General features: G+C 71.5%; 18 protein-coding genes. 13 read left to right on the forward strand and 5 right to left on the reverse strand.

What is annotated here, in order from left to right:
- Window position 1 precedes the first annotated feature (1 nt).
- From IEZ27_RS49635 to IEZ27_RS49655, 5 genes are read right to left on the reverse strand one after another with little or no spacing between them, the layout of a single operon-like run.
- Entirely contained in the window at window positions 2-1,516 is a 1,515-nt protein-coding gene (locus tag IEZ27_RS49635) for a serine hydrolase domain-containing protein (protein ID WP_189653646.1), read from the reverse strand.
- On the reverse strand, window positions 1,500-2,705 hold the full coding sequence (locus IEZ27_RS49640) for a pyridoxal-phosphate dependent enzyme (RefSeq protein WP_189653647.1): 1,206 nt from the start codon (window positions 2,703-2,705) through the stop codon (window positions 1,500-1,502). The genes IEZ27_RS49635 and IEZ27_RS49640 overlap by 17 nt, the downstream gene beginning before the upstream one ends.
- 1 nt (window position 2,706) lies before the next feature.
- The gene (locus IEZ27_RS49645; protein WP_189653648.1) at window positions 2,707-3,525 is read right to left on the reverse strand and encodes an HpcH/HpaI aldolase/citrate lyase family protein; all 819 of its coding nucleotides are present in this window, start codon (window positions 3,523-3,525) and stop codon (window positions 2,707-2,709) included.
- Window positions 3,522-4,502 (reverse strand): MaoC family dehydratase, encoded by a 981-nt coding sequence (locus tag IEZ27_RS49650; RefSeq protein ID WP_189653649.1) that lies wholly within the window; start codon window positions 4,500-4,502, stop codon window positions 3,522-3,524. Before IEZ27_RS49650 ends, IEZ27_RS49645 begins: the two co-directional genes overlap by 4 nt.
- Window positions 4,499-5,941: a leucyl aminopeptidase family protein gene (locus tag IEZ27_RS49655; RefSeq protein WP_189653650.1), complete on the reverse strand. Its 1,443-nt coding sequence runs from the start codon at window positions 5,939-5,941 to the stop codon at window positions 4,499-4,501. The genes IEZ27_RS49650 and IEZ27_RS49655 overlap by 4 nt, the downstream gene beginning before the upstream one ends.
- A gap of 187 nt (window positions 5,942-6,128) precedes the next feature.
- On the opposite strand from IEZ27_RS49655, the gene IEZ27_RS49660 reads away from it, so the two are divergent.
- The 13 genes from IEZ27_RS49660 (at window position 6,129) to IEZ27_RS49715 (ending at window position 21,504) form a co-directional block, all read left to right on the forward strand.
- Entirely contained in the window at window positions 6,129-7,256 is a 1,128-nt protein-coding gene (locus IEZ27_RS49660; RefSeq protein ID WP_189653651.1) for a M20/M25/M40 family metallo-hydrolase, read from the forward strand.
- Window positions 7,257-7,270: 14 nt separating this feature from the next.
- The gene (locus IEZ27_RS49665) at window positions 7,271-8,035 is read left to right on the forward strand and encodes a GNAT family N-acetyltransferase (protein ID WP_229825049.1); all 765 of its coding nucleotides are present in this window, start codon (window positions 7,271-7,273) and stop codon (window positions 8,033-8,035) included.
- Window positions 8,032-9,351, forward strand: a complete 1,320-nt coding sequence (locus IEZ27_RS49670) for a M20/M25/M40 family metallo-hydrolase (protein WP_189653653.1) — start codon at window positions 8,032-8,034, stop codon at window positions 9,349-9,351. The genes IEZ27_RS49665 and IEZ27_RS49670 overlap by 4 nt, the downstream gene beginning before the upstream one ends.
- Window positions 9,348-9,611, forward strand: coding sequence for a hypothetical protein (locus IEZ27_RS49675; RefSeq protein WP_189653654.1), 264 nt, complete (start codon window positions 9,348-9,350; stop codon window positions 9,609-9,611). The genes IEZ27_RS49670 and IEZ27_RS49675 overlap by 4 nt, the downstream gene beginning before the upstream one ends.
- Window positions 9,550-9,930, forward strand: a complete 381-nt coding sequence (locus IEZ27_RS55700) for an XF1762 family protein (RefSeq protein WP_379478723.1) — start codon at window positions 9,550-9,552, stop codon at window positions 9,928-9,930. Before IEZ27_RS49675 ends, IEZ27_RS55700 begins: the two co-directional genes overlap by 62 nt.
- An 18-nt stretch (window positions 9,931-9,948) precedes the next feature.
- Window positions 9,949-10,110 (forward strand): hypothetical protein, encoded by a 162-nt coding sequence (locus IEZ27_RS49680; RefSeq protein ID WP_189653655.1) that lies wholly within the window; start codon window positions 9,949-9,951, stop codon window positions 10,108-10,110.
- 171 nt (window positions 10,111-10,281) lie between these two features.
- On the forward strand, window positions 10,282-11,814 hold the full coding sequence (locus IEZ27_RS49685) for a TIGR02677 family protein (RefSeq protein ID WP_189653656.1): 1,533 nt from the start codon (window positions 10,282-10,284) through the stop codon (window positions 11,812-11,814).
- Window positions 11,811-12,962, forward strand: a complete 1,152-nt coding sequence (locus IEZ27_RS49690) for a TIGR02678 family protein (RefSeq protein WP_189653657.1) — start codon at window positions 11,811-11,813, stop codon at window positions 12,960-12,962. The genes IEZ27_RS49685 and IEZ27_RS49690 overlap by 4 nt, the downstream gene beginning before the upstream one ends.
- Window positions 12,962-17,089, forward strand: a complete 4,128-nt coding sequence (locus IEZ27_RS49695; RefSeq protein WP_189653658.1) for a TIGR02680 family protein — start codon at window positions 12,962-12,964, stop codon at window positions 17,087-17,089. The genes IEZ27_RS49690 and IEZ27_RS49695 overlap by 1 nt, the downstream gene beginning before the upstream one ends.
- Complete coding sequence (locus IEZ27_RS49700) at window positions 17,086-18,369, forward strand: TIGR02679 family protein (protein WP_189653659.1); 1,284 nt, start codon at window positions 17,086-17,088, stop codon at window positions 18,367-18,369. Before IEZ27_RS49695 ends, IEZ27_RS49700 begins: the two co-directional genes overlap by 4 nt.
- 134 nt (window positions 18,370-18,503) lie before the next feature.
- A complete protein-coding gene (locus IEZ27_RS49705) occupies window positions 18,504-19,640 on the forward strand; it encodes a hypothetical protein (protein WP_189653660.1) in 1,137 nt (378 codons plus the stop codon).
- A gap of 537 nt (window positions 19,641-20,177) precedes the next feature.
- Entirely contained in the window at window positions 20,178-20,954 is a 777-nt protein-coding gene (locus tag IEZ27_RS49710) for a site-specific integrase (RefSeq protein WP_189653661.1), read from the forward strand.
- 379 nt (window positions 20,955-21,333) lie between these two features.
- The gene (locus tag IEZ27_RS49715) at window positions 21,334-21,504 is read left to right on the forward strand and encodes an exonuclease domain-containing protein (protein ID WP_189653662.1); all 171 of its coding nucleotides are present in this window, start codon (window positions 21,334-21,336) and stop codon (window positions 21,502-21,504) included.
- The last annotated feature ends 5 nt before the right edge of the window (window positions 21,505-21,509 follow it).

Genomic DNA, 21,509 nt, shown 5'->3' on the forward strand with positions numbered 1-21,509 from the left:
CTCAGTCCTCGGTCCGGGTCAGGGGGATGTTGGCGTACGCCGGGCCGGCGTCGCCGACCGTCAGCACCTCGCCGGTCGCGGACAGGTAGCGTCCCGGGCCGGCGGCGGTGAGCTGCAGGGTGATCGGGTCGTCGAGGGAGCCCCCGCTTGGCAGGTCGATCACGGCGTGGTCCCCGTCCTGCCGCAGGCGGTACGGCGCCATCGGCACCTCCCCGACCCGGGATTCGTAGTCGCCGGCCAGGCCGGGTTCGAGCGTCGACGGGCCGAGCTCGGGCACGACGGTCCGGTACCGCACATCGCCGGTGACGGCGTCGAGCTGGTAACGGACGTGCCCGGCCGCGTCGCGCAGGAACACGGACCGGCCGTCGACGCCGTGAAGTTCGCCGTCGCGGGCGACGATGTCCCGGATGTCGCCAAGGCGCCCGACGTACCGGCCGGCCGCGTCCTGCGGGTAAGGCGAAGCCGCCGCCGGGGGTGGGGTGGCCCGCGAGCCGTGGCCGTCCGCGAGCCGCCGGACGATGTCGGCCGCCAGCTCGTTCTGCAGGTCGTGGTCCACGGAGTTGGTGAGCACCGCACCGCCGATGCCGAGGTCCGGCAGCCAGAACACCTGGCAGAGGAAGCCGAAGCCGGACCCGCCGTGGTGCAGCACCCGGACCCCGGGCGCCCAGCGGTCGACGTAGAGCCCCAGCCCGTACCCCTGGGTCTGCTCCTCGGTCAGCCTCGGGAAGTCCAGGTGTTGCCGGGCCAACTCGGGCCGTAGGACGCCGTCGCCCTCGCGCAACTGGAATCGCAGGTAGCGCAGTACATCCGCCACGCTGGCGTAGAGACCGCCCGACGGCACCATCGGCACTCGCCGGGGCACGTCGCGACCCGCGCGGGCGAACGTGCGGGAGTGCCCGAGCGCCCGGTCCTCGTCGCCGTCGAAGGCGCCGAAGTCGAACGTCGACCGGGTGAGACCGAGCGGCTCGAACAGCCGCCCGCGCATGAACTCGGCGAACGTCTCCCCCGCTGCAGTGGCCACCACCTGGCCGGCGAGGTCGATCCCGAGGTTGGAGTACTCGTGGTGGTGGCCGACGGGGAACCGCAGCCAGGTCTCGGGGATGCTGGCGAGGTGCTCCTCGAACGTGGCGTCGCCGACCTCGTAGTTGGACCCGACCGGCGCCTCGTGGGTGAAGCCGGCGGTGTGGGTCAGCAGGTGGCGCAGGGTGATCCGGCGTTCGGGCCGCTCCTCGAAGTCGCTGTGTACGGTGAAGTCCGGCAGGTGGCGCAGGATCGGCTGGTCGAGGTCGACCAGGCCCTCCTGCACGGCCAGCAGCACGCCGGTCGCGGTGACCAGCTTCGACGTCGACTGGACGCTGAACATGGTGCGGACGCCGATGCCGCCGCCGAATCCCTCGGCCCACAGGACGCCGTCGGCATCACACAACCCTACGGCGACCCCCGGAATCCCCCGCGACCTCGCTTCGCGGGGAACGGCTTCGGAGAGGTACGCGATGAGCTCATCGACCCGCGACATGACCCGACCCTTCTTCGGTACGACCCCGCGCCGTCGACGATCCGGCCAGGATCGCCTCGTATCCGGCCGGATCGGTGACCCCCTCGGTGTCGAAGAGGACGAGCGTGGATCTGGGCCGCAGCAGCGAACCCGCCCGCGAGTCGAGCCGCAGCCGCCGGAGACCGGCCAGGCCGGCCGCGCCGCTCTCGCTGGTCGCGACGCCGAGCGCGGCGAGGTCGCGGACGGCCGCGGCCACCTCGAGGTCGGAGACCCGGGTGGCGGCACGGACACCCTGCTGCAGCGCCGGCCATGCCACCAGCGAGACCTCGCCGCAGTTGAGCCCCGCCATCGTGGACTCGTGCGGTCCCGGCACCGTCACCCGTTCCCGGGCCGCCAGGGACTGCCATAGGCAGTCGGCCGCCGCCGGCTCGGCGGTGACGACGCTGCACGACCCGCTCGCGAGGCTGCGGACCGCGGCCGAGGCGAACGCGCCCACGCCCACCGGGACGAGCGCCAGGTCGATCGACGCGTCCGAGCCGAGCTCCGTGGCGAGCTGGCGCCGGGTCTCGGCGAAGATCGTCGAGTAGCCGGCGGCCACGGCCTCGGGGATCCGGGTGTACCCGGGCCACGACGTGTCCGAGACGAGCAGCTCGTGCCGACCGTCGGGCCGGTCCCGCTCCGCGCTCTCGGCCGACCGGCGAACGGCGTCGTCGTACGATCCGGCGACCACCTCGACCTCGGCGCCCTCACCGCGGATCGCATCGACGCGTGCCTCGGCCATGTCCGCGGGCACGAAGATCCGGCTGTTCAGGCCCAGCCGGCGCGCCAGGTACGCGACGGCGCGGCCGTGGTTGCCGTCCGTGGCGGTCGACAGGACGATCGAGGCGCGCAGGGCGCCGGCCGCCTCGGCGAGCGCGTCGAACGTCGGGAAGGGCACGCGGCCGATGTGGCCGGCGATCGCCACGCTGACGGCCCAGCTCGCACCGACGACCTTGAACGACGGCAGGCCGAGGCGCTCGACCTCGTGCTTGACGAGCACGTGCGCGACGCCGACCTGGTCGGCGATCGCCGGCGCCGGCACCAGCGCGGACTCGGCGAATCCCGGGATCGATCGGTGAAAGTGCTCGATCGCGTCCGGAGGGCGTTCCGCCCAGCCGTCGAGGGCCGACCACGCCGGGTTCCACAGGACGTTACTCTCGAAGTGCGCCATCTCAGTCCCCAGTTCCCCTTTTCTCATCGATGGCCGAGCCGGCCAAAATCCGGCGCGCGCGCTCGACGACCGGGGCGTCGACCATGACGCCCCCGACGGCGACCGCACCCTGCCCGGCCGCCGCGATCACCTCGCGCGCCCAGGACACCTCCTCCGGCGACGGCGCGAAGGCGTCCCGGATCGCGCCGGCCTGGACCGGATGGACTGCGAGCTTGCCCGCGTAGCCCTCGCGGCGCGCTCGCCCGGCGTCGGCGAACGTGGCGTCGTAGTCCCGCAGCGCCATGGTCACCCCGTCCACCGGCGCGGGCTTCCCAGCCGCGCGGGACTCCAGAGCCAGCCGGCTCCGGACCTGCCTGACGACGTCGGACTCCTGCTCGCAGCCGAGATCGAGGGCGAGGTCGACAGTGCCCAGTATGAGCCGCTCCACCCGCTCGACGGCGAGCATCTCGGCGACTCGCCCGACGCCGGCGGCGGACTCGACGAGTGCCGCCGCCGGCACCGGGAGCAGGTCGCACACGCGTTGCAGGTCCGCCGCCGACTCGGCCTTGGGCACGACCACGCCCCGCAGGCCCGCGCAGCCGACCAGCGCGCGCAGATCGTCCGCATGCCACGGTGATCCTGCCGGGTTCACCCGTACCCAGGCGGATCCGCCGACGGCGAGCCAGCCCGCGACGTGGTCCCGGGCCGCCGGCTTGGCAGTCGGCGCCACGGCGTCCTCCAGATCGCAGATGATCTGGTCGGCGGCGCTCGCGGCCTTCGCGAAGCGCTCAGGGCGGTCGCCCGGGACGAAGAGCCAGGCCGGGCCTCGTACGGTGCTCATGCGACCAGCGCCGCGAAGGTCCAGTCGAGGACGGCTCCGCGACCGGCCACCGACGTCTGGGTGTTGAGCACGGCGATCGCGGTGCCGTCCCGGTAGGGCGTGACGCCCCGCACCGTGACGCGGCTGCGCACCGTGTCGCCTTCGAAGACGGGCGCGACGTGGTCGCACGCGAACCACTCGGTCACGGTCACCAGCCCCGGGATCATCCGGCAGGTCTGGCTGAGCGCGAGCCCGATCGTGTGCCCGCCGTAGACGAGCCGGCGGCCGCCGGCGGCCTCCGCGTCGTGGTGCACCGCCGCGATGTTGACGGTGAGCCGCGCCAGTTCCGGCGCGCTCGAGACGACGTCGCCGGCCGCCAGCTCGAAGGTGTCGCCGGCCGCAGGCGGCCCGCCGGGCGAGGGCGCCAGCGGCTTGAGCGACCACTGCGCGAGCCAGTCGGGGGCCGTCGCCACGTCCGGCACGGACGGTGCGGTGAACAGGCCGTCGACGTGGGGGCCCGCCTCCGGGGCCGGTCCGGCCCCGTCGCGGCAGGGCAGCAGCGCGCACCGGTCGAAAGCGAGGATGACACGTCCGGTCTGGTCCCGGGTCACGATGCTCAGGACCGCCTTGCCGCGCTCGGGCCGGTCGGGCCGGGACCGGACCCGGCGGAGAGCGACGACCTCGGTCGAGGTGGCGAGGGTGTCGCCGAGGTACGGCGTCGCCCGCGGCCGCAGCCCCCGGTAGAAGAGGTTCGCCACCACCTGGCGGGTCACGACGCTCGACTGGCCGACGGCCACGTCCCAGACCACGCCGGGGTACGCGAGGCCGGGACGTCCGGTGACCCGCTCGGCGAGCGTCTCGTCGAGGCAGAGCCGGAGCCGGTCGCCGAGGATCGCCCGGTGCTGGGCATGGAGCCCGGCATCCAACGTGACGGCCGGCGCGGTGAAGGTGTCACCGACGGCGAGGTCGTCGAACCAGGGACCGTCCACGACGCTCATGCGTCCTCCTTCAGTGCCGGCGCGCCGGCGGTCAGGTAGCGGGTGAGCAGGCGCACCCCGCGGCCGTTGGCGCCTGCGGCCCACCGGGCGTCGGCGGCCGGGCGCATCACCGTGAGCCCGAGGTCGAGGTGCGCCCACGGCACGCCGGACGCGAACGGCTCGAGGTACAGCGCCGCGGTGATGGCGCCGTACGGCTGGGGCGCGTCCGGGTCGAAGTTCCGGGTGTCCGCCACGTCGGAGGCGAGGGTGGCCCGGTAGGGCTCCCACATCGGCATCGCCCACCCGGGCTCACCGGCCGCGCCGCCGGCGGCCAGCACCCGCGCCAGCAGGGCGTCGTCGGTGCCGAAACCGGCCCATATGTCGGGGCCGAGGCCGGTGGCCGAGGTCAGCGTCGCCAGGTCGACGATCGCGGCAGGGCCGGCCTCCACGGCGTACGCCATGGCGTCCGCGACCACGAGCCGTCCCTCGCAGTCGGCGTTGGTCACCTCGACGGTCCGGCCACCGCGATGGCGCAGGACGTCCCCGATCCGGACCGCGTCCGGGCCCGGCATGTTCTCGGCGCACGGCAGATAGGCCCGCACCGGCGCGTCGGAGCCCAGGCGGGCCAGCGCGACGAGGGCGCCGAGAACGGCGGCGGCGCCGGCCATGTCCGCCTTCATGGTGAGCATGCCCCGGGTGGGCTTGAGCGACAGGCCGCCCGCGTCGAAGGTGATGCCCTTGCCGACGAGCGCCGTGTGCGGGCCGTCGCCTCCGCGTCGCAGCTCGATCAGGCACGGCGGATGCACGCTTCCCCGGCCCACGCCGGCGATGCCGCCGAATCGCTCGCGCTCCAGCGTCGCGGCGTCGTGTACGCGTACCTCGAACCCGAGCGCCTCGCCGAGTTCCTGGCACACGGTCGCCAGCCGCGCCGGGACGAGTTGGCCGGGCGGCGTGTTGATCAGGTCCCGAGCGAGGTTGGCGGCCGCGCCGAGCGCGACCCCTTCCCGTACGGCATGCTCCGAACCCCCGTGCCGACGCGGACCGGGGTCGAGCCGGGCGAGCAGGTCGGCGACGGTCCAGTCGGGGCGGTATCGGTACGTGCCGAGGGTCCAGCCCTCCGCCGCGGCGACCGCGCAATCCGGGTCGGCCTCCCAGCACCCGATCGCGTCGAGCACCGCCGGCGCGGATCCGCAGTGCCGGGCCGCCGCCATCGCGGCCGCCCGCACGTGGTCGAACGCCAGACCCGGCCGGGGATCACCGACGGTCACGTAGACGAGGTCGGGGCCGTCGAGGATGGGGACCCGGGCCACGTCGCCGGGCTCGGCCGGGCCGAGGCGAGCCCCGATCGCGTGCACGTCAACATCAACGCCGGCCTCCGCGAGGAAGCCGGCGACCGGGGCCGGCACCGCCCCATCGGTCCCGACCGGCACGACGACCACGTCCGCCACCCGTTCCGTCACCTGGTCCTCCTGAACACGCGGGCCGCCCGCTGCGACCCGTCTCGTTTGAGCAAGCTAACCGGCGGCGCCGGCCGCCGTCGGTGTCGAACACCCAACCTCGGGACCGCCTTTCATGTCGGGCCACAAGAGTCGCCACAGCACCCGATGAAACGTTGGCGGCGCCGTCCAAAGCGCCGGAGGAAAACCCATGAACGCACTGTCCGTCGGCTCCCGCTCCCGGGTCGCCGGCGTCGTCGCGGCGTCGGTCCGGATGATCCGCTGCGAGTCACCCTCCACCGACCTCGCCGCGGTCGCCCGAAGCGCCGACTGCGTCGCGCGGGTCGGCGAAGAGATCCTGGGCCGCCCCGCCGAGCCGATCGTCACCGCCGGCCGCACCCACCTGCGCTGGCGGTGGGGAAAGGAACCACCTCGCGTGCTCGTGCTGGGGCACCACGACACCGTCTGGCCGCTGGGCACGATCGACACGATCCCCTGCACGGCCGGCGACCGGATCCGCGGGCCCGGGTGCCTGGACATGAAGGTGGGCCTCGCCCTCGCCTTCCACGCCATCGCCGCGCTCGACGACCCATTCGGGGTCACCCTGCTGGTCACCGGCGACGAGGAGCTCGGCTCTCCGACCTCCCGCGAGCTGATCGAGGATGAGGCCAGGGGCTGCGCCGCGGCCCTGGTACTGGAGGCCGGCGACGACTCCGGCGCTCTGAAGACCGAGCGCAAGGGCCGTGCCCACTACGAGCTGACCTTCGCCGGACGCGCGGCCCACGCCGGCCTGGAACCGCACCTGGGCGCGAACGCGCTGATCACACTGGGCGCCGCCGTCGGCGTCGTCGCCGCGCTGGCCGACGACGCGGCGGGGACCAGCGTGACGCCGACGATGGCTTCCGCCGGTACGGCCGTCAACACGGTGCCGGACCGGGCCACGCTGACGATCGACGTTCGCGCCCGGACCACCGAGGAGCTGCGGCGGGTCGACGCCGCGATCCGCGGCCTGGCGCCGGCGAACGGTGACGTCACCGTCGAGATGGAGGGTGGCATCGACCGTCCGCCGCTCGATGCCACGATGACGGCCGGGTTGTTCGAGCGGGCCCGCGCCGTGGCGGATCGGCTGGGCATCGGCCCGCTCGCCGGCGTCGCGGTCGGCGGCGGATCGGACGGCAACCTCACGGCCGCTGCCGGGGTGCCGACCCTGGACGGCCTGGGCGCGGTGGGCGGCGGGGCGCACGCCCGCCACGAGTGGGTCGACGTGGCTCGGCTCGGCGACCGTCTCGCCCTGCTGACCGGGCTGCTCGCCGACCTGCTCGGCGAGGCCAGGCGATGATGCCGGAGCACGGAGTGTCAGTCCGCGAGGCGGCCGGGCTCGCCGACCTCGAGGCGATCGCCGCCCTCTTCAACCGGGTCTGGGACGGCGCGCCCGACTCCAGCCAGATCACCGTCGCGTTGCTGCGCGCCTTCAGCATGACCGGCAACTACGTCGCCGTCGCATTCGTCGGGGAGCATCTGGCCGGTGCCGCGGTCGGGTTCCTCGCGCCGCACAACGGATCCCTGCACAGCCACATCACCGGGGTCGAGGCGAAGTACCGCGCCCAGCAGATCGGCTACCTGCTCAAGTGCCACCAGCGCGACTGGGCGCTGGGCCGCGGCATCGGCTCGATCACCTGGACGTTCGACCCCCTGGTCCGTCGCAACGCGTACTTCAACCTGGTCAAGCTCGGCGCCCGGGCGACGGACTACCTGCCCGACTGCTACGGCCCGATGCACGACGGGCTCAACCGCGGCGAGGCCAGCGACCGGCTGTTCGTCGAGTGGGACCTGCTCTCCCCCGCCGCCGTCGGGCCGCCCGAGGGCGACCATCGGCCGCTGATCACGGTCCGCGACGACGCGCTCCGGGTGGTGCCGTGGACCGGCGGGCCCGCCTTCGTCCCGGTCCCCGAGGACATCGAACGGGTCCGGGTCGAGAACCCCCTTCTCGCGCGGGCCTGGCGTGCCCGCGTACGGGACGTGCTGGCCGGGGCCCTGGCCGGCGGCGCCGAGATCGCCGCCTTCGACCGGCGGCACGGCTACCTGATCACCTACCCAGCCAAGACAGGAGAACGATGACAGACCACCCGGACGTCGTGACGATCTGCTCCGACCTCATCGCGATCGACACCAGCAACTACGGCAAGGCGGGCAGCAAGGGCGAGCTGGCCGCGGCCGAGTACGTCGCCGGTCTCCTACGCGGGGCGGGGTACGACCCCGAGATCATCGAGTCCGAGCCGACCCGGGCCAACGTCGTTCTCCGGGTCCCGGGCGCCGACCGGTCGCTGCCCGGCCTGCTCGTCCACGGGCATCTCGACGTCGTCCCCGCCGAGCCGGAGCGGTGGACGGTGGCGCCGTTCGAGGGCCGGGTGGCGGACGGGTACGTGTGGGGCCGCGGCGCGACCGACATGAAGGACATGGTCGCGATGATGCTCGCCACCCTGCTGCGGTGGGCGGCCGACGCGACCGGACCACGACGCGACGTGGTCTTCGCCTTCGTCGCGGACGAGGAGGAGGACGGTGCCCTCGGCGCCGAGTGGCTGGTACGCAACCGACCCGAGCTCTTCGCCGGGGTCACCGCCGCCGTCGGCGAGTCGGGCGGGCGGCCCGTGCCGGTACGGGCGCCCGACGGGACGGTACGGCGGTTCTACCCGATCGCTGTCGCCGAGCGTGGCTCCCTCCACATGCGCGTCCGCGCGACCGGTACGGAGGGCCACGGGTCACGCCCGAACCCGGACAACCCCGTCGTCCACCTGGTGACCGGCCTGGCCCGGATCTCGGCGCACCGGTGGCCGCTGGCGCTGACGCCACCGGTGCGCCGGCTGCTCGACACCGCCGTGCGGACCCTCGGCCTCGACGCCGACCTCTCCTCCGACGAGGGCGTCGAGGCCGTCCTCGACCGGATCGGGCCGCTGCGCGAGTACGTCGAGCCGTCGCTGCGCTGCTCGACGAACGTCACCGTGCTCGACGCGGGCTACAAGTTCAACGTGGTACCAGGCGAGGCGCACGCCGAGATCGACGTACGCTCGCTGCCCGGCGCCGAGGACGAACAGCTCGCCGTCATCGACGAGTTGCTGGGACCGTCCGTCACCCGGTCATTCCTGTCCTACCGCCCCGCGATCGGGGCCGGCTGGGACAACGCCTGGTACGACGCGATGGCCGCGTCGGTCCTGCGCCACGACCCGGACGGCGTGATCGTCCCGTTCTGCATGGGCGGTGGCACCGACGCCAAGCCGTTCGCCGAGCTGGGGATGGCGGGCTTCGGCTTCGCCCCGCTCGGTGAGGACCCCGACGGCCGCACACCAGCCGGCATGCACGGCGTCGACGAACGCGTGCCGATCGCGTCCCTGCGCAGCGGCCTCGACGTGCTGGACGACTTCCTGCGCACGGTATGACCCGCTACGGCGCCGCGAACGCCCTGGCGTGGGACCGGTTGCATCCCCGCCTGCCCCGCCGGGCTGCCTGGCTGGACCACGGCGACCTGCCCGTGCTGGAAGGCACGCTGATCCGGCTCACGGTGCGGCACCTGCCCGGTGACCGTGACCCGAAACCGTTGTGGCTGCGGTCGTCCCGCACCGGCGTCTGTCCGTCTCATGTGGACAACCTCTGGCAGGCGTTCCCGCGCAGGTTCGACCTTTCGTGTCGGGGTCGGTGAGGCCGAGCAGAATCCGGAGCGGCGGGGGAACCCGCAGCTGGTGGTTTCGCCGGTCACGATCCGGACCGCACGCGCATTCGTCGCCTGGGCCCACCGGCGTCTCGGTCCGCCGCCCGGTGCCAAGTTCGCGATCGCCGTCCAGACCACCGACGGAACCCTCGTCGGCGTCGTGCTCGTCGGACGACCCGTCGCCCGGGCCTTCGACGACGGCCGCACCGCCGAGGTCACCCGGCCGGCCACCGACGGCACGCCAACGCCTGCTCCGCGCTGCTGGGCGCCGCCTGGCGGGGCGCCCGCGCGACGGGCTACTGCAGGTTGATCACCTGAGACGAAGGTGGTGCAGGAAACGCTGGGACACACCTCCAGCGCGTTCACCGCCGACACCTACACCTCCGTCCACCCGCAGGTGGCCACGGCCGCAGCGGAGAAGACCGCCGCCCTGATGTTCGGCAAGGAAGACCAGGCCGAAACCGGCAAGCTCATCGCGCTGAGGAGCTGACAATCGGATTAAGCATCCCTGAGCCGTGCCCGATCAGCGCTCTGATGTCCTCTACCGCACCCCGCGCCAAAAGGCGTGGTGATGTGGCCGCGCGGAAAGACTCTGCTCTTTCCCGGCACTTTTCCACCGACATCGAACACGGCACTCCCTTTGGACAGAGAAACTGTCGGTATGGCTTTCCCGTCTCAGGAGCATCAGCCCTTCGCTCACCTGAGCACGCCCAACGCGGCCTTCTACCGGGGGATCCTCCGAGCGTTCGCGCGAGCGAAGGAACGATTCATCGTGCATCTCCGGCCCGAGGACGTGGCGGCGGAGCTGCGGCGGGACAATGACGACGCGCTCGCGCAGGCACTGGACAAGCTGCGGGAATGGGGCAACCTGCGGGCCGACGCCGACACCGGCAGGGTCACGAGCGTGGAGGACTTCCACCGTAAGCGGTACCTGTTCCAGCTCACGCATGCCGGGCAGGCTGCCGAGCAGGCGATCTCGTTCTACGAAGACGCCATCGGGAAACGCGGGGCGCTGCAGTCTGTGGCATTGGGAGACATCGCCGAGCAGTTGCAGTCGCTGGTCGTTCTTGCTCGCGACGCGGATCCCGACCCTGCGCGCGCGCACCTGCTACTGCTGTCCCTGTCCGATCGGTTCTCGTCGCTGGCCGACAACGCGCAGGCGTTCATGGCCTCGTTGCGGCGCGCGATCGACTTCTCCGACGGCGACGTGGCGGGGTTCATCGCCTACAAGGAGCGGCTGATCGACTACATCAACCGCTTCATCGCCGACCTCGCCAACTCCGGCGCGCGGATCGCCACGCTCCTAAGTGAGCTGGACAAATTCGACCATGATCGGCTGCTCCGGCTGGCCGCGCGCCGCGAGGCCGCCGACGCGGTGCCCGACGAGGAGGAGACGGCGGAGGCGTACGTCAGAGCCGAGGAAGCGGCGTTCGCTTCCTGGTCGAATCGCTGGCGCGGTCTCCGGGACTGGTTCGTCTCCACGGGCGCCGGTCGGCCGTCGCAGGCGCGACTGCTGCGCCAGGCGGCGATCACGGCGATCAAGCAGCTCATCGACACGGTGGGGCTGCTCAATGAGCGGCGGTCCGGGCGTTCCGATCGCAGTGCGGACTTCCGGGCGCTGGCGCGGTGGTTCGCCGAGGCTCCCGATGAAGCGGCGGCGCATCGGTTGTGGCGGGCGGCGTTCGGGCTGACTCCCTCCCGCCATCTGACAGTGACGGCCGCGACCCTGGAGGAATGGCACGAGGTCGACGCAGGAGTCCCCTGGCGTGAGGCGCCACCCATCAGGATCTCGCCGCAACTTCGCCGCACCGGGTCCTATGAGCGGCGCGGTAAGCCGAACAAGGTGACCGACCGCTCTCAGGCCCGCAGGTTGCTGGTGGAGCAGGCCGAGCGGGAGGCGAGCGAGACGGCCGCGGCTCGGGCCGCGCTGCGGACCGACGGTCCGGTCCTGCTGTCAGAGCTGGACAGTCTCGATCCACGAGCCTTCCAGTTGTTCCTGGGACTGCTGGGCGACGCGCTCGCGACCCGCCGGCCAGGCGACACGGAGGTGAAGACGGTGAGTGCCGACGGATCGATGGAGATACGCCTGATGCTCGTTGCCGATGGCGGCGAGGTCCAGATCCGTACCGAGGACGGTGTGCTCACCGGGCCCGAGCACGTGATCGAGATCACCGACCTGACGGCCGGCCCGTGATCGGGGATGAGGAGCGGGCCCAGCGGCGTGCCGCGCTACGCGCGCTGCTGGCCAGGCCGCTGCTCACCGCCGGGCGTGATCCCGAGGCGCTCCTGCTGGTGCGCCGCCATGTGACCGAGCTGCGCGACTGGCTCGCACGCGAGACCGGCTGGCGGCTGATGGCGGACTCGGGGACGGCGCGGCTGTTCAAGACCGCCCCCGACGCGCAGGACGCGACTCACCCGGCGCGGGGAAAGGCGGGAGAGCCGTACGGTCGACGCCGTTACGTACTGTTCTGCCTGGCTCTGGCCACGCTCGAACGGGCGGACGCGCAGACCACGCTCGGTCGGCTGGCAGAAGAGGTGTTGTCGGCCGCGGCAGAGCCGGAGCTGGACTTCGTCTTCACCCTCGACAGCCGTACCGAGCGGGCCGATCTGGTAGCGGTAGTGCGAATGTTGCTGGACTGGGGCGTGCTGAGCAGGGTCGCCGGCGATGAGGAGGCGTACCTGTCGAAGACCGGCGACGTGCTGTACGACGTACGCAGGCCGGTACTGGCCACGCTGCTCACCGGCGCGCGGGGCCCGTCCACGATCTCTGCGTCCTCGTTCGAGGAGCGGCTCACCGAGCTGATGGCCGAACCGGTCGCCGACACCGACGACCTGCGCAACCAGGCCCTGCGCCGCAGGCTGACCCGCAAGCTCCTGGAGGATCCGGTGATCTATTTCGCCGACCTCGACGAAGCCGAGCGCGCATACCTGGCCTCCCAGCGGCATGCCATCGTCCGTCGGCTGGAGGAGGCCACCGGGCTGGTGGCCGAAGTTCGAGCTGAGGGCATCGCGATGGTCGATCCCGAGGACCAGCTGACCGATGTCCGCATGCCGGAGCAGTACACCGACGGCCACGTGACGCTGCTGGTGGCCGAACAGCTGGCCGTCCACGGCGAGCTGACGCTCGAAGAGTTGAAGGCCTTCGTCCGGCAGGCGGCCCGCGAGCACACCTCCTTCTGGCGTAAGGGCGTGACCGAGCCGGGCACCGAGACCGGCCTGCTCGCCACGGCCTTGGACAAGCTGACGGCGCTGCGGCTCGTGCGCGTCGCCGATGGCGCTGCCGTGGGGCTGCCCGCCGTCGCCCGCTACGCACTGGCCGAACCCGTGATCAAAGGACAGTGATGCTGACTTCCCCGACCTCCGAACGCTGGAAGCCGCTGCGCGCCGGGCTCGTCGACCTGTTCTATTACGACATAGAGGAGTTCCACTTTCACGACGGGCGCCTGCTGCTGCGCGGCAACAACGGCACCGGCAAGTCCAAGGTGCTGGCCCTGACACTGCCGTTCCTGCTTGACGGAGAGCTGGCCCCGCATCGCGTTGAACCGGACGGCGACCGACAGAAGCGCATGGAGTGGAACCTGCTGCTGGGCGGCAAACACCCGCACCCCGAGCGGCTGGGTTACGCGTGGATGGAGTTCGGCCGACGCACGGCGGACGGTTCTGAGGAGTTCCGTACGATCGGGTGCGGGCTGAAGGCGGTCAAGGACCGCGGCGTCGTCCGGCACTGGTTCTTCCTCACTCCACAGCGCATCGGTGCGGAACTTCATCTGCTCTCCTCCACCGGCGTGGTGCTCACCAGGGAGAAGCTACGTGAGGCCGTCGAGGGCCGCGGGATGGTGTACGACCGGGCCGCTGACTACCGCAGGGCCGTGGACGAGGCGCTCTTCGGGCTCGGCGAGCACCGCTACGAGGCCCTGGTGAACTTGCTCATCCAGTTGCGCCAGCCGCAGTTGTCGAAGAAGCCGGACGAGAAGCTGCTGTCCCGCGCCCTGACCGAGGCGCTGCCACCGCTCAGCCCCGCTCTGATCGCCACGGTCGCCGAGGCGTTCCGCGGCCTCGACGAGGAGCGCGACGCCCTGCGGGGACTGGAGGAAGCGCGCGAGGCGGCGACCGGCTTCCTGATCCACTACCGTCGCTACGCCGCCATCGCGGCCAAGCGCAAGGCCGCCGTGCCACGACTGGCACACAGCCGTTACGAGCATCTGGGCCGGGCCCTCGGCGAGGCCGAGGGCCGCCACGCCGCAGCGGAGGCGAGTCTGGCGGCAGCACAGCAGGTGCTGGAAGAACTGGAGGAACAGCGGACTCTGCTGGAGGCACGCCGGGACGCGCTTCGAGAGAGCCCCGAGATGCGTGACGCGGAGCGGCTCAAGCAGTACGGCCAGGAGGCCAAGCGGCTGGCCGATCATGCTCGCCGCTGTGCGCAGGAACGCGACCGCCTCGCAGGCGAGGCGCAGCGCCGCGAGCAGCGAGCCCGTACGGCCCGGGACAAGGCCGACGCGGCAGGGCGCGACCTCGGCAGGGTGCAGGATCTGACCGTGTTGGCCGCCCGTGAGGCGCGGTGCGAGCCCGGGACGGCCCGTACGGGGCCGGATCATCTCCTTGTGGCCGACCAGCCGGAGCTGGCGCGGATCAGGCGTGACACCGAGGCACTGGCGGATCGTCAGGAGCAGGCGATCGGCGAGTTGGAGCGGCTCATCGACCGCATCCGCCGGGCCCAGGAGCGGATGAGGGCCGCGCGCACCGAGGTGGAGCGGCTGACCGCGGAGACACAGGCCGTGGCTCAGCGTGTCGCCGACGCGGAAGAGGCGGTGGGCGGGGCCGTCACCGGGCTCGTCCAGAAGTACACCCTCTACTTGGCTGGTCTCGTCGAGCTGCGGCTGGACGATCCCGATGAGGTGATCGCGGCGCTGCAGTCCTGGGCTGCCTCTACCGACGGCCCCAACCCTGCCGCGAACGCCGTGGGCGACGCGACCAGAACGGCCACTGACGCGCTCGGCCGGTTGGGAGCAGAGCTGGACTCCGAGATCAAAGAGGCGACGCGGGCCGCCGCGGACCTGTCCGAAGAAATCTCCCGCTTGGAGGCCGGTGGCCACGAGGCGCCGCCCGTGCCGCACACGCGCGACCCCGCCACCCGCCTCGGCCGTCCCGGTGCACCCCTGTGGAAGGTGGTGGACTTCGCCGATGCGGTGCCCGACGACCATCGGGCCGGTCTGGAAGCCGCCTTGGAGGCCGCCGGCATCCTGGACGCCTGGGTGACGCCGGGTGGGACGTTGCTGGCCGCGGACGACACCGTCATCGTCGCCGGTGAGCCGCTGTCCGGCCCGTCCTGTGTCGCCGTCCTGCGTCCGGCTGTTGACCGGGCCGATCGGCAGGCCGCGGCACTGGCCGACAGCGCCGTGGACGCCGTGTTGTCCGCCATCGGCCTCGGGCCGGGTCACGACGGCCGGACGTGGGTGGCAGTCGATGGCAGGTGGGCGAACGGCGTGCTGACCGGCTCCTGGCGCAAGAGTGAGGCGCACTACATCGGCGAGGGCGCCAGAGAGGCGGCGCGGCGGACTCGGCTGACGACCCTCCGCGGGGAGCTGGACCAGGTCAATCGGCGGATCGAAGACCTGCGCGGCCGGCTTGAGCTGCTCGCCGCCCGCCGGGACAGGCTCGCCGCGGAACACCGCGGCCTGCCTTCGGACACCGAGTTGCGAGAGGCGCACGTCAAGCGCGCCACCGCCTACGAACGGCGTGACGAGGTCAACGCCGCGCACGTCGCGGCGGGCATGGCGCTTCGCGAGCGGCAGGACGAGCTCCGGAAGGCGGGCATCCGGGCTGAGGAGTTCGCCGCGGACGTCGGCCTGCCCGCGGATCCCGCGGCGCTCGATGAGGTCAAGGGTGCGCTCAACCGCTATCGGCTGGCCCTGGCCCAGTTGTGGCCCGCCATACAAGTCTGGCGTGACGCGCACGAGACCGCCGCGGACGCCGCAGGGGAGCTCGGCAGGACGAAGGAACAACTCGGCGAGGCCGCCGAACTGTCAGCGAAGGCGGGTGAGGAGGCGGGCGCCGCGGCCGAGGCATACCGCACACTGGTCGAGACCGCGGGCTCCGCCGTGGAAGAGCTGTTCCGCCGGCTCGACCAGGTGCAGCACGCACTACGCGAGCGCGCCATCGCCGAACGCTCCACTCGCCTGCGCGAGCAGCAGGCCCTGCAGGAACGCGGCAAGGCCGAGGGCGAACGCGACAACCTGCGCAAACAGATCGAGGATGCGATCACGGCACGCGACGCCGCCGTGCACGAGTTCCAGGTGTTCGCCGCCACTGGCCTGCTGAACGTCGCGCTGGCAGGCCTGGACGTGCCCGACACGGGCGGGGAGTGGGCGGCGACACCCGCCGTGCTTCTGGCCAGGACGGTCAACGCCGAGCTCGACACGGTGGACGATGGCGACGGCCCGTGGGACCGGGTGCAGAAGAAGGTCGCTGAGGAGCACAAGCTGCTGTCGGACGCCATGGCCAGGCACGGGCACTCCGTCGGACTGGCCCTGCACGACGGCGTCATGATCGTCGACGTGATCTTCCAGGGGCGCGCCAGGGACATGCCCGAGCTGGCCGCGGCGCTGGCCGAGGAGACCGGGCAGCGCGCACAGCTTCTGTCGGCCAAGGAACGCGAGATTCTGGAGAACCACCTTCTCAACGAAGTCGCCGGCACGCTGCACGAGCTGATCGCCGCGGCCGAGTCGGAGGTCCAGGAGATGAATGCCGAGCTGGAATCCCGCCCCACCTCCACCGGCATGCGGCTGCGCCTGATCTGGAAGACGGCCAGGAACGCCCCCGACGGGCTCGACCGGATCAGAGGCAAGCTCCGCCAGACCGTGGACGCCTGGTCCTCCGCCGACCGATCCGCCGTCGGCGCGTTCCTTCAGGAGCGAATCGCCCGCGAGCACACCGACAATCCAGCCGCGGGCTGGACCGAGGCCCTGACCAGAGCGCTGGACTATCGTGCCTGGCACGAGTTCGCGATCCAGCGGCTTCAGGACGGCCAGTGGCGGGCCGCGACCGGCCCCGCCTCCGGCGGAGAACGGGTGCTGGCGGCGTCGGTGCCGCTGTTCGCTGCCGCCTCGGCCCACTACAAGTCCGCGGGCAACCCGTACGCGCCGCGCCTGGTCGCGCTGGACGAGGCGTTCGCCGGGGTGGATGACGACTCCCGGGCCAAGTGCTTGGGACTGCTGGCCACGTTCGACATGGACGTGGTGATGACCAGCGAGCGGGAATGGGGTTGCTACCCGCAGGTGCCCGGGCTGGCGATCTGCCAGCTCTCGCGACGGGACGGCATCGACGCCGTGCTGGTGACGCCCTGGCGATGGGACGGGCGCGAGCGTCGGCGGACAGAACGCCCCACCATCGCTGTGCCCGCGCCCTCCCCCGCACCCGCCGTACGGCAGGACGGTCTGTTCGGCATGAACGAGGACGGCACGGCCGGATGAGCGGCAGCAGCACGAACGGCTCCGTGGCAGGCAGCGGTGCGAGCGAACGGCTGGGGCGGCTGCTGGGCGGCGACGAGACCGCCTGGCTGGTCGACCGGGCACGCCGCCGCCTGGAACAGGGCAAACCGCTGACAGGAACGGTGACACTCACGACGGCGACCCCCGCACAGCGCCGCGCGGCCGAGGTGCTGCTCGGCCGCCGGGCGGGAGCCGGGTCCTCCCTGTCGGTCTCCTTGGACGAGGTAGATCGCATCCTGCGAGTGGGCGGCATCGCCGCGGACGGGCTGCGCGAGGCCGTCATCCGGCTACGTGGCCCAATCCGGGACCTGACGGGGGAGAAGGCCGCGCAAGCAGCGGACTGGAAACAAGCCTTCGCCAAGCTCGACGCCCTCATCTCCGAGCGGCCCGAACTGTCCGGGTGGCGATCGTGGCTGGAGTCCACCGGCCTGGTCAGAAGGCTCGCCACCACGGCCGGCGAAGCACGTACCCTGCTCGACCGGCTGAGCACCGTACTGGAGCGACTGCCGTCACCGGGCACGCGCCTCGGCCGGCTCGCCGCCGAGACCTGCGCGGACGCCCACGCGCTGGACGAAGGACGCCCGCTGGCGACCCTCGCCCTGTCCGCGGCGCGTGCCCTGTCCGGCCTGCCGTACGCGGGCGAAGGCGGCGCGGACGCCCGCCGCTCGACCTGGGCCGCAGTCGGCGTGCACCTCGACGACCTGTCCTCCTTCGTGCTCTGCCTGGGGCTGCCGGGTGACGACCACTCCCCCACCGGACGCATGCTCAGCGCGGCCAGGGCGGCGGGCGAGCCATGCGTGCTGACCCTGCGTCAACTCCTCCGCCACGAAGCACCACTGCGCGCGAACCTGGTCAGGATCTGCGAGAACCCGGTGGTAGTCGCGGCGGCGGCCGACGAACTCGGAGCCTCGTGCCCACCCCTGGTGTGCGGCGGCGGCCGGCCGTCGGCAGCCGTCTGGCGGCTGCTGGACCTGCTCGCAGCCGGCGGCGCGACGTTCGCCTACCACGGGGACTTCGACTGGGGCGGGATCGCCATCGCCGCCGCGGTCCACGAACGGGTCGGATTCCTGCCATGGCGCTTCGACGCCGCATCCTACCGAGCCGTGCCCTCGTCGGCTCCGCTTGCCGGGCAGATGCGCCCGACCCCCTGGGATCCGGAGCTGTCCGTGGTGATGGAGCGACGGGGTGTGCGGGTCGAGGAAGAGCTCGTACTCGCTGAGCTGATGGCTGACCTGGCTCCGAAAGGACGTCGCGGACACTGAAGACGCGGACTTCTTCGTGATCATCGAGGTAGTCTCAACTCTCGGCTCACATGTTCCCGATCTATCGGACGGGGAAGGCCTCGAATGTCCGTGGGCCGGTAACCGAACAAGCCCGGAGAAGAAACGGCACTGTCATGGACGTCATGAAGCAGGCCGCGGCCCTCAAGGGGCAGCTGATCGACTTCGCCCTGTCACCCCGGTTCGCCCGCGAGCTCAACAAGGCCTTCGAGCAGAGCGACCCCGAAGGCCTCGCCGACGGCGAGGCAGCCGTGAGCATGATCATCGATCACTTCGTCCTGCAGCGGCGGCTGGCCTCCGGCGACACGGTCATCGACCGCTTCCTGCGCGCCCATCCCCGCCTGAGCCCCCAGGAGCGGGAAATGATCCTCGGCTGGAGGGATGTGGTCGAAGGGATCTTCGAGGTCCAAGGTAAAGACCAGGACGCCGTGATCCTGTTCAACCTCATCGACGAGCTCACCTACCGCGTCCGGTCCAACATGGGCAAGTCCGCCTTCCGCCCCATCAGAAAGGGCATGTTCCTCATCTGCCGGCTGGTGCCGCTCGGCGAGGACTGGCTGGTCAGCGCGAACATCAGCCTCTTCCCCGCCGACGCCCGCGACCAACTCCTCACTCAGGCGGCGGAGTTCGGCCTGCGCAACCCCAAGCTGGTCTTCCGCAACCCGGACAAGCTCGCCACCGCACGCCGCATACTCACCGAACAGCGAGACGTCTTCATCGACCTGTACGGTGCCGAATACATCGTCGTCCGGGGAGAGGACGTGGCCCCGCGATACGACGCCTTCATGCGGGCCTGCATGGATCGAGCCGAGCCCGGCAACACCTCCCCTCTGCCCGGCTTCACCCTTCCCGATGACCTGCTGGAGGCCGAAACGGTGGCCATCCACTTCGACCCCGAAACAGGCATCAGCCTCTACCTCGATTTCGGCCTCCTGCAAGAGCTCTTCGCCAACCCGAAACTGATCAACCGGCGCCGCTACCGCGAATCCCTGACCTCCTACCTCCGCGGCGACGACATCTCCCCCGCCGCCATCAAGCTCCTGACCGAGCCCGACCCGGACAACGCCGGCGTCGTCTTCGGCAAGCTCCTCAAGAAGAAGGACTTCTCCTGGCCCGAGCACGGGGAGTCACTGCTGCGCCGGTACAAGGCCCGTTACTTCGACGAGCCCCAACTGCCCACCACCGTCCCGGTCAGCGGCATGATGGCCGGACATCTGCGCAACGCCCTGCGCGAGGAGTCGTCGGAGCCGTGATCTCTGCGCAAAACCGCAAACCGCCGGCAAACAAGAAGCACTGCGGTCACCCTCGGTAGTGCGGCAGTCTCGCCGAACTACCAAGAGGGCGTATGGCCCTTGAGCCGACCGCGGAGCAGCAGGCCGCGAGGGATGTGTTCGTCGCTGGCCGCGATCTGGCCCTGGTCGCCGGCGCCGGATCCGGCAAGACCTCCACCCTGATCCTGATGGGCGCCTCCACCCGCAAGCGGGGGCTGTACATGGCCTTCAACCAGACGATCGCCGTAGACGCCCAGCACCGATTCGGCCCGAATGTGATGTTTCGTACCGCGCACTCGCTGGCCTTCCAGGCCGTCGGGCGCCGCTATCACCAGCGGTTGAACGCTTCAGCGCGGATCCCCGCGAAGCACATCGCCCACATCCTCGGCATCACCCGCGACCTGCCCATCGGCTCTCACCGCGTCACGCTCGCCCACCAGGCCCGCCTGGTGATGGGCATGATCCGCCGGTTCTGCTACAGCATTGACCGCGAGGTGACGGCCCGCCATCTGGACGGCGGTGCGTGCCCGGCTGATCCCGGTCAACCCGGCCGTCGGAGCCGAACTGCATCATCCCCATCGACCTCATCCGGTGATCTGGACCGCCGGACGGGCAGCCCGCCGGCAACAGTCGGGAGAACGTCCGGCGACAGCGGTGTGGACCGAACAGCAGCTCGCGGCGTTCCTGACCGACCTGGCACAGGACAGCCTGTACGCCGCCTGGTGGCTGGCCGCGCTGCGCGGCCTGCGGCGGGGCGAACTGGCCGGTCTACGCTGGACGGACGTCGACCTGCAGAGTTCGGAGCTGACGGTGGCACAGCAGCGAGTGCACGCCGACGTCCAGGTCGTGGTCGGCCCATGGAAAGGCTCCGCCAGCTGCCGGGTAGTGGCCCTGGAAAGGGAGACCGTGCGGGTGCTGATACGGCACCGCGAGCGGCAGGAGGAGCTGAGCGCGACGGCGGGCGACCGCCGGCAGGACTCGGGATACGTGTTCACCACCGCCGATGGCGCGCCACCGCGGCCGGACCATCTCACCGGCCGCTTCCGCCGGCTGGTGGCCGCCTCCGGACTGCCACCGATCCGTCTGCACGACCTGCGCCATGGCGCCGCCACGCTGGCGCTGGCCGCGCACACCTACCTGAAGGTGGTGCAGGCCATGCTGGGACACGCCAGCATCGTGCTCACCGCCGACACCTACGTCTCGGCGCTGCCGGAAGTGGCCCACGAAGCCGCTCGGGAGACAGCCCGGCTGGTGCTGAACGCGGCGTCCGCACTGGGGCGACAGCTCGGCAGCTGACTCAGGATTGCCCCACATTTGCCTCATGCCGCCAACAGATGCGCCAGCGCCTGGAGTTTCCGCAGGTGGAGAAGCACGCCCTGCAGGATTCGAACCTGCGACCGTCGGATTAGAAGCGGGGCGTACGAGCACGCACGGAGCACGGTCGGCACCGTTAGCGATCATTCCACGCCGGCCGTCCAGGCTGGGACCCAACCGAAACGTTCGGGCGTGGGAGCGCGCACCGCACACAGCGACCGTTTCCCTATCCCACCGTTTCAGATTGGCCCACCACGCCATCGCGCCCAGTTCCGTCACGAGACCATCACAATCCGCACACAAGCGGAAGCCCTCCAGCCGTAGATGCCCGATGTCCTCCTTAGACAGGAGGGGCAAGCAGATGAAAAGCACCCAACTCGGATACGCCGTCATCGATGTGGAGACCACAGGGCTGCGGACGTCGTGGCACGACCGGGTCATCGAGGTCGCCGTCGTCCTGCTCGACCCGCTCGGATGCGTCACCCGCGAATGGAGCACCCTGGTCAACCCCGAACGCGACCTGGGGCCATGACGCAT

The sequence above is a fragment of the Nonomuraea spiralis genome (assembly GCF_014648435.1).
Taxonomy (GTDB): domain Bacteria; phylum Actinomycetota; class Actinomycetes; order Streptosporangiales; family Streptosporangiaceae; genus Nonomuraea; species Nonomuraea spiralis.

Coding starts and splice junctions, on each gene's coding strand:
- IEZ27_RS49640 (WP_189653647.1), bottom strand. CDS start 2,705: ATGGCGCACTTCGAGAGTAACGTCCTGTGGAACCCGGCGTGGTCGGCC.
- IEZ27_RS49650 (WP_189653649.1), bottom strand. CDS start 4,502: ATGAGCGTCGTGGACGGTCCCTGGTTCGACGACCTCGCCGTCGGTGAC.
- IEZ27_RS49660 (WP_189653651.1), top strand. CDS start 6,129: ATGAACGCACTGTCCGTCGGCTCCCGCTCCCGGGTCGCCGGCGTCGTC.
- IEZ27_RS49715 (WP_189653662.1), top strand. CDS start 21,334: ATGAAAAGCACCCAACTCGGATACGCCGTCATCGATGTGGAGACCACA.
- IEZ27_RS49645 (WP_189653648.1), bottom strand. CDS start 3,525: ATGAGCACCGTACGAGGCCCGGCCTGGCTCTTCGTCCCGGGCGACCGC.
- IEZ27_RS49700 (WP_189653659.1), top strand. CDS start 17,086: ATGAGCGGCAGCAGCACGAACGGCTCCGTGGCAGGCAGCGGTGCGAGC.
- IEZ27_RS49670 (WP_189653653.1), top strand. CDS start 8,032: ATGACAGACCACCCGGACGTCGTGACGATCTGCTCCGACCTCATCGCG.
- IEZ27_RS49685 (WP_189653656.1), top strand. CDS start 10,282: ATGGCTTTCCCGTCTCAGGAGCATCAGCCCTTCGCTCACCTGAGCACG.
- IEZ27_RS49705 (WP_189653660.1), top strand. CDS start 18,504: ATGGACGTCATGAAGCAGGCCGCGGCCCTCAAGGGGCAGCTGATCGAC.
- IEZ27_RS55700 (WP_379478723.1), top strand. CDS start 9,550: ATGTGGACAACCTCTGGCAGGCGTTCCCGCGCAGGTTCGACCTTTCGT.
- IEZ27_RS49695 (WP_189653658.1), top strand. CDS start 12,962: ATGCTGACTTCCCCGACCTCCGAACGCTGGAAGCCGCTGCGCGCCGGG.
- IEZ27_RS49675 (WP_189653654.1), top strand. CDS start 9,348: ATGACCCGCTACGGCGCCGCGAACGCCCTGGCGTGGGACCGGTTGCAT.
- IEZ27_RS49635 (WP_189653646.1), bottom strand. CDS start 1,516: ATGTCGCGGGTCGATGAGCTCATCGCGTACCTCTCCGAAGCCGTTCCC.